Here is a 6561-nt window from a genome sequence, read left to right on the forward strand (position 1 = left end):
AACATCGCGATCGCAGCCTTCGGCTGCTTAAAAAAAGAAACCCCCGCTAAAAAGCGGGGGTTTATCATCAATCTGAGCACTTCTTTGAGAAGTGCTTTGAACACCTGCTTTAGTGGCGCTCTGCTATGGGCATGCTGGTTGTTACGCTTCCTCGTTGGCCAGCATGTTATACAGGCGACGGAATGACAGTGTCTCACTTTCCTGAGGCGGAAGTTGCAATTGCTGAGCAATATGCGCCGCGCTCAATATACCGGATAAGGCACCGGTGGACTCGGTAAGTACCAGCAACACCTTGTCATCGCTGTAACGCATTTGACGCAACAGTGACATTAGCGTTTGATGACTAATCTCATGCTCGTTAACGGAGTGCAGAATCTCACGCGGATGCAGTAAATCAGAGACCTGAATTTCGCTGAGTGCATAACCCTGTGACATCCTTTTTACGATTTCCTGTTGGTCAAAATCGCGACTGTCCAGAATGCCCAAAAACTGTTTATTTTGGTTGATAACGGCCATCAGGGATGAGCGATTTTGTTTCAGGAACTTCCTGGCATCAGTCGCCAGCGTATCGGCGTTAACTACAATGTAGGGGAAGCTTTCCAGATCAGCGATTAATTCACTGACCAGGGTATTCAGGGTAATGGTTCTCAGGCTGCTTTTTTGATCAGATACAGCAACTGCGGGATAACTGTTGGTCACGATGGAGTTCATGATCTTTACCTCAATAAAAATTAACTAATCGGGCACAAGGCCGGGTGTTTTTTTAACGAGGTTAAAGAGGTGGTCCTCTGGCGTAAAAGGCGTGACTTGCCTCAGGGACTGCAAAGCGGCTTGGGTGTTTTAAGGGTGGGTAGCCTGGCTGCAACGCCAGCGGCAATCGGGTGCTGATAATGCTGTCATCATCGGCGTCTGTTTCCGGGCTGGCGTCCGCTGGCAAAATAGCCAGTTGCCAGTCTGCGGACTCTGAATAAATGCCGCTGTCAGCGAACTGATTGGCCGAACTGGCACTGCTGATAAACCCCAAACACAAGGTCAGCCATACCACTATGCTCAATTGCATAAAGTGGTTAACACTGCTTTTTTGGGTTTCTGAGTTCATGGTGTATCAGTACTGCCTGGTTACCTGTTCAATTTTAGTATGCGCTTAACAGGATGTTTGTGCCAGTCACTAATGGGCGTTTTATCGTAAAAATCACTGTGTTGGTCTCATACCCGAGCTACATTTGTTACTCGTGGTAATCAGCGGATTGTGCAGGCGGCAACTAAACCAGATACACATCAAAGCGATGTTTTTTACTTTTTATCTGCATACTGGGCGGGGTATCTGCTAAATAAGGGGCGTAATCTGGCCGTTTGACCACGACCCGTTTGCCCGCCAGTTTCAGTGCCGGGGCCAGCAGCTTGTCTGCGTCTTCATCATGCCCCAGTAATTGCTGGAAAACCCGCATTTCCTTTTTAACTAACGCCGACTTTTTCTTGTGGGGAAACATAGGATCTAAATAGATGGCGTCGGGCTTCTCAGTCTGCCAGTTGTGTAATAACTCTGTTGCCTGCCCGGGGATAAACTGTAATCGGGTGGCAAAGTCGCTGCCAAATTGTCCGGAGTGTTCAGCCCGGCGCAGGCCATCCTGTAACAGAGCTGCCACCACAGGAGAGCGCTCTAGCATGGTGACATTGGCGCCCAGCGTCATCAGCATAAAGCTGTCGCGTCCCAGCCCGGCTGTCGCATCGACAATGCGACTGGCGGTATTCCCTTTAAGTCCCATCGCTTTGGCGATGGCTTCGTTTTTAATGCTGCTACGGCTGGCCCGCCAGGCGACGGCATCGGCAGTAAAATCCACAATGACCGCGCCCACTTTGGGCTGCGCGAAATCTTTTAAGCCCAGTTTGTCATCGTCAAAAACCAGCGCCAGTCCATCGGGGGCCGTGTTGACGATATCAAACCCGGCGTTGTGTAAAAATTCAGGTAACGAACTGGATTGGCAAAACAAAGGAAGGTGATGGGTCATAGGGCTGCCCGATTGGATGAGCGGAAATCTTTCCGGCAAAGTTGTTTTATGTGTAGCTCAGGCGATACGTCAGGCATTACCGTATTTCTCTTTGTAGGGCAGCCAGCGGTTAATGATAGCATTGGCATTGACCGGGTGATGTTGCCACAGGTGACTGGCAATTTTCTGTACCTGCGGAATAAGCCAGGCATCCCGCACCAGATCGGCGATTTTCATATTGGCCAGACCGGTCTGTTTGGTGCCCAGTAACTCTCCGGGGCCACGGATTTCCAGGTCTTTTTGCGCAATGACAAAGCCGTCGTTGCTTTCCCGCAATACCGCAAGGCGTTGTTGCGCAGTTTTCGACAAGGGGCTGGCATACATCAGCACACAATGGCTTTCGACACCTCCGCGCCCTACACGTCCCCGCAACTGGTGGAGTTGCGCCAGGCCCAGGCGTTCCGCATTTTCGATAATCATCAGGCTGGCATTGGGCACATCGACACCCACTTCGATCACGGTGGTGGCCACCAGTAAATCTAACTCACCCTGTTTAAAGGCCTGCATGAGCGCCTGTTTTTCATCCGGCTTGAGACGGCCGTGTACCAGGCCAATATTCAGTTCCGGCAGGGCAGTTTGCAGTATCACTTTGGTGTCTTCAGCTGCCTGGCATTGCAGGGTTTCAGATTCTTCAATCAGGGTGCATACCCAGTACACCTGGCGCTTTTGTTCATGGCATACCGAGCGAATCCGTTCAATGATATCACCCCGTCGTGAGTCGGGCAGTACCACGGTTTTTACCGGGGTGCGTCCGGGGGGTAATTCGTCAATAACCGAGGTTTCCAGGTCGGCGTAGGCGGTCATGGCCAGTGTTCTGGGAATGGGGGTGGCGGTCATGATCAACTGATGAGGGAAGTAGCCATACACCTCACCTTTTTCCCGCAGTGCCAGTCTTTGATGCACGCCAAAGCGGTGTTGTTCGTCTACGATCACCAGCGCCAGTTTTTGATAGGTCACCTGCTCCTGAAACAGGGCATGGGTTCCCACAATCAATTGAGCACTGCCATCGGCAATCTGCTGCAAAGCCTGATTTTTCTCTTTGGTTTTGAGTTTACCGGCCAGCCAGGAACAGGAAATACCCAGTGGCTCAAACCATTGGCTGAAATTGATAAAGTGTTGTTCTGCCAGTATTTCGGTCGGGGCCATTAAGGCCACCTGTAAGCCCTGTTCAATGGCGTGCAGTGCCGCAATGGCGGCCACCAGGGTTTTGCCCGAACCCACATCACCCTGCACCAGACGCATCATAGGGCGATTGAGCAGCAAATCTCGTTCTATTTCGGCGCTCACCCGCTGCTGTGCGCCGGTGGGCTTAAAGGGCAGGCTCTGTAAAAACCTGGAGCGGAGCTGCTGAGATGGCGGGATACTGATAGCCGGGTCGGCCTGGGTTTGGTGTTTTACTTTCAGCACGCTGAGGTGATGAGCCAGCAACTCTTCCAGGATCAACCTTTCCTGTGCCGGGTGTTTACCTTCCAGCAGTTCGGTTACTGCAATATCCGGCGTGGGACGGTGAGCCACCCGCAGTGCCTGTTTCATACTTAACTGTTTGGGATATAGCCCGTCGGGTAATAACTCCGCCAATCCGCCTTTGTCCAGCAGCTTGAGTGCAGCCTCGGTGAGATTGCGCAAGGTCAGTTGTTTTATGCCTTCTGTGGTGGGGTATACCGGGGTCAGGGTTTCTTCTACCTGTTGTTCTGATTCACTGTTCAGGATGCGATATTCAGGGTGCACCATTTCCAGCCCGTGTTTACCAGGGCGGGCCTCCCCAAAACAGCGCAGCTGTGTGCCTTCGGTCATGTTTTTGGCCTGGGCCGCCGAAAAATAAAAAAAGCGCAGGGTGACAGAGCCGGATTGATCGGCCACGTTTACCACCAGGGTACGTTTTCGGCCATAGCTGATATTGGCGCGTTTAACTTCGGCAACAATTGCAGCGGAGACACCGGGTTTCAGATCGGCAACAGGGTAAATACGGGTACGATCTTCATAGCGCAGCGGCAAGTGAAACAGCACGTCCTGAACGGTTTTCAGGCCCAGACCATTGAGTTTCTCTGCCACTTTGGCGCCGACGCCTTTTAACTCCGATACGGGTTTTATCGAAAGTGATTGCATATGAACAGCGTATATTCCCGTCAATACTTATTCAATCGTTTAAGTGTCTAATAATACTGAATAAAAAACCAGTTGTTTGTTAAAAAACAGCTGTGCAGCTTAAAACCGGACAAGCCCGCCCACAATTGTATATAGTAGGTCTTGTTATTAAGAATAAAAAAAGGTTGTCCGGTTGATTTTTAAGGTTTGTTTCCCCTGTCGTTTGTTTTGTTGTTTGATGTCGTTGCTGTTGTTGAGTTGGGGTGCCAATGGGGAAGAGCCTTTAAAACCGCTAATGAGCGATACCGTGAATCAGATGTTATGGATAACCGAGCAATATCCACCTTACCATTATCGTGAGGATAACCAGGTCAAAGGCATTGCGGTGGAAATTCTTGAGCAAATTTTTGAGGCTCACAAGGTGCCCTTCAATAGCCACAAACAAGTCCTGGTTTTTCCCTGGGCAAGGGCCGTTAAAGAGATCAGTAATAATCCGCAAGCCGCCTTGCTGACCATGGCTTACACCCCTGAACGCGATAACTTGTTTGCCTTGAGTGAACCTTTATTTACCGAGCAAATAGCGCTGATCACCTTAAAAGACAGTGACCTTACATTGACCGATTTAGGGCAAATTAACCAGTATGTGATAGGCGTGGTGCGGGATGATATTGGTGAGAGGTTACTCAAGGATTTAGGGCCAGATGAAATCCATCTGACCCATGTGCTCAGTTCCAAAGAATTATTGCAAATGTTGCTCAAACAGCGCGTTGATGCGATTGCTTATTCGGTGGATATCATCAGATATCAACTGCAACAGTTACAGGGCCATAAACAGCAAATTAAGATCCAGCTGAATTTGGCTGAACTGCCCACCAGTATTGCGTTTCACAAACAGGTTAACCCGCAATTGTTGCAGCTGATCAACCAGTCCATTGTGGCGTTAAAACAAGCCGGAAAGGTTGATCAGATTATTAACCGTCGTCTGTAACAACCTGACTACTTATTGCTGTTGCAGGTCCAGCGTTTTTGCGGCCTGATACAATAATTCCGGTGAAATACGCACCCGGAAATTGGGGTTAACATAGTTAAAATGCACAAGTCCCTGTTGGTCTGCAATGTAAACCGCAGGTACTGGCAATGCCACTTTGCTGGTGCCATCCAGGGCGACAAACTCGATACCCATTTTATTGCGATAGCGGTTGGCGACATCATCCGGTAAGAAGAATCCTATACCCAATGCGCTGCTCACTGAAAAATCTTTATCGGATAACAGTTTAACTTTGAAGTCGCTGTCCACAGCTTGCTCCTTTAACCTGGCGGGTGAATCAGGTGAAATGGCCACGATTTGATAACCCAAATCCATGACTTTGCTTTCGATGTCCTTCAGTCCGGCGAGCTGCGCGTTGCAGTATGGGCACCAACCGCCACGGTAAAAAATCAGAACGGTAGGTTGTTGTTTGAGCAGTGCTTGTAATTTTACCGGTTTGTCGTCGAGATCGTACAGGGTGACATCAGGTAATGATTGACCATTGAGCACCGGGCGCACTTCATCCGCCGTTGCCGCGATGTTTTCCGGGCCGGTAGCCAGTGCCGCAAAATTAACAAAACAAAGTAGTGCAAATAGTGAGAGTTTTTTCATCGTATTACTTCTTAAAACCATAGTTACCTCCCATTGACCTGGAATAATCCGGTTTGCTTTCAGCGAAGCGATATTATTTATTATTATCAATTAAAAATTGAAACTGCATCAGGAATATTGTCGATTATCCTGTATTGCTTAAAGGGTTAACATCCCCACTGAGAGCAATTTTTGTAACATTGAACAGGATGCAATATGAAATTAACAAGGTGCTGGCGGTTTGTCGCTCTGGGAGTGCTCATTAACTGGCAGGTAATGGCAGCGCAATCCGGGCAAAATCCAGTGGTGGTGAGCGCAGATGAAGTGCAATGGGGGGACCTGAATCCCTTACGTCGCGACAAAAGCCCGGCTGCAGCCAACTTATGGGGTGATCGCAGTCAGGATAAGGCTACAGGTATGCTGGTACGGTTTCGCAAAGGATTTTCATCGCCGCCACATATTCACAATATTAGTTACCGGGGAGTGGTGCTTGCTGGTGCTATGCACAATGACGACCCACACGCTGAGACGATGTGGATGCCAGCTATGTCATTTTGGACCCAGCCTGCAGGTGAAAATCATATTACGGCGGCGAATGCTGAGGACAATCTGATTTATCTGGAAATTGAAGCGGGCCCCTACCTGGTTAAACCCAGTAGTGAAGGCTTTGACAATGGTGAAAGGCCGGTAAACCTGCATCGTGATAATCTGGTATGGCAGGCGTTACCTGAGCATGACGGCGTTTTTCAAGGTAGTTGTCGCCTAAGCCGTTAAGCTGCTTCTTTTTTGCTCTCCGGATTAAGTTCCACA

The 6561-nt window shown here is 49.4% G+C and carries 6 protein-coding genes and 1 pseudogene; 2 read left to right on the top strand and 5 right to left on the bottom strand.

Features of this window, described 5'->3' with window-relative positions; genetic code table 11:
- Positions 1–141: 141 nt before the first annotated feature.
- From AC0J20_RS23075 to recG, 4 genes are all read right to left on the bottom strand, one after another.
- On the bottom strand, positions 142–711 hold the full coding sequence (locus AC0J20_RS23075; protein WP_473023566.1) for a CBS domain-containing protein: 570 nt from the start codon (positions 709–711) through the stop codon (positions 142–144).
- Positions 712–772: 61 nt separating this feature from the next.
- Complete coding sequence (locus AC0J20_RS23080) at positions 773–1099, bottom strand: hypothetical protein (RefSeq protein WP_473023567.1); 327 nt, start codon at positions 1097–1099, stop codon at positions 773–775.
- Positions 1100–1262: 163 nt separating this feature from the next.
- On the bottom strand, positions 1263–2009 hold the full coding sequence (locus AC0J20_RS23085) for a class I SAM-dependent methyltransferase (protein WP_473023568.1): 747 nt from the start codon (positions 2007–2009) through the stop codon (positions 1263–1265).
- A 69-nt stretch (positions 2010–2078) separates the two neighbouring features.
- Positions 2079–4154 (bottom strand): ATP-dependent DNA helicase RecG, encoded by a 2076-nt coding sequence (gene recG, locus AC0J20_RS23090; RefSeq protein ID WP_473023569.1) that lies wholly within the window; start codon positions 4152–4154, stop codon positions 2079–2081.
- 274 nt (positions 4155–4428) lie between these two features.
- Between recG and AC0J20_RS23095 the strand changes: the two genes are divergently transcribed.
- Positions 4429–5121, top strand: a complete 693-nt coding sequence (locus AC0J20_RS23095; RefSeq protein ID WP_473023571.1) for a substrate-binding periplasmic protein — start codon at positions 4429–4431, stop codon at positions 5119–5121.
- A gap of 12 nt (positions 5122–5133) precedes the next feature.
- Here the strand turns inward: AC0J20_RS23095 and AC0J20_RS23100 are convergent, their stop codons facing one another.
- A complete protein-coding gene (locus AC0J20_RS23100) occupies positions 5134–5772 on the bottom strand; it encodes a peroxiredoxin-like family protein (protein ID WP_473023572.1) in 639 nt (212 codons plus the stop codon).
- A 255-nt stretch (positions 5773–6027) separates the two neighbouring features.
- Here AC0J20_RS23100 and AC0J20_RS23105 point away from each other — a divergent pair.
- Positions 6028–6468, top strand: a pseudogene (locus AC0J20_RS23105) (DUF4437 domain-containing protein); the annotation flags it as partial.
- Positions 6469–6561: the final 93 nt, after the last annotated feature.

It is taken from the genome of Planctobacterium sp. R6 (assembly GCF_055755215.1).

Bases quoted from the DNA above. Each gene is read 5' to 3' on its own strand.
- AC0J20_RS23075 (WP_473023566.1), bottom strand. From the start codon at position 711: ATGAACTCCATCGTGACCAACAGTTATCCCGCAGTTGCTGTATCTGAT.
- AC0J20_RS23080 (WP_473023567.1), bottom strand. From the start codon at position 1,099: ATGAACTCAGAAACCCAAAAAAGCAGTGTTAACCACTTTATGCAATTG.
- AC0J20_RS23085 (WP_473023568.1), bottom strand. From the start codon at position 2,009: ATGACCCATCACCTTCCTTTGTTTTGCCAATCCAGTTCGTTACCTGAA.
- recG (WP_473023569.1), bottom strand. From the start codon at position 4,154: ATGCAATCACTTTCGATAAAACCCGTATCGGAGTTAAAAGGCGTCGGC.
- AC0J20_RS23095 (WP_473023571.1), top strand. From the start codon at position 4,429: ATGAGCGATACCGTGAATCAGATGTTATGGATAACCGAGCAATATCCA.
- AC0J20_RS23100 (WP_473023572.1), bottom strand. From the start codon at position 5,772: ATGAAAAAACTCTCACTATTTGCACTACTTTGTTTTGTTAATTTTGCG.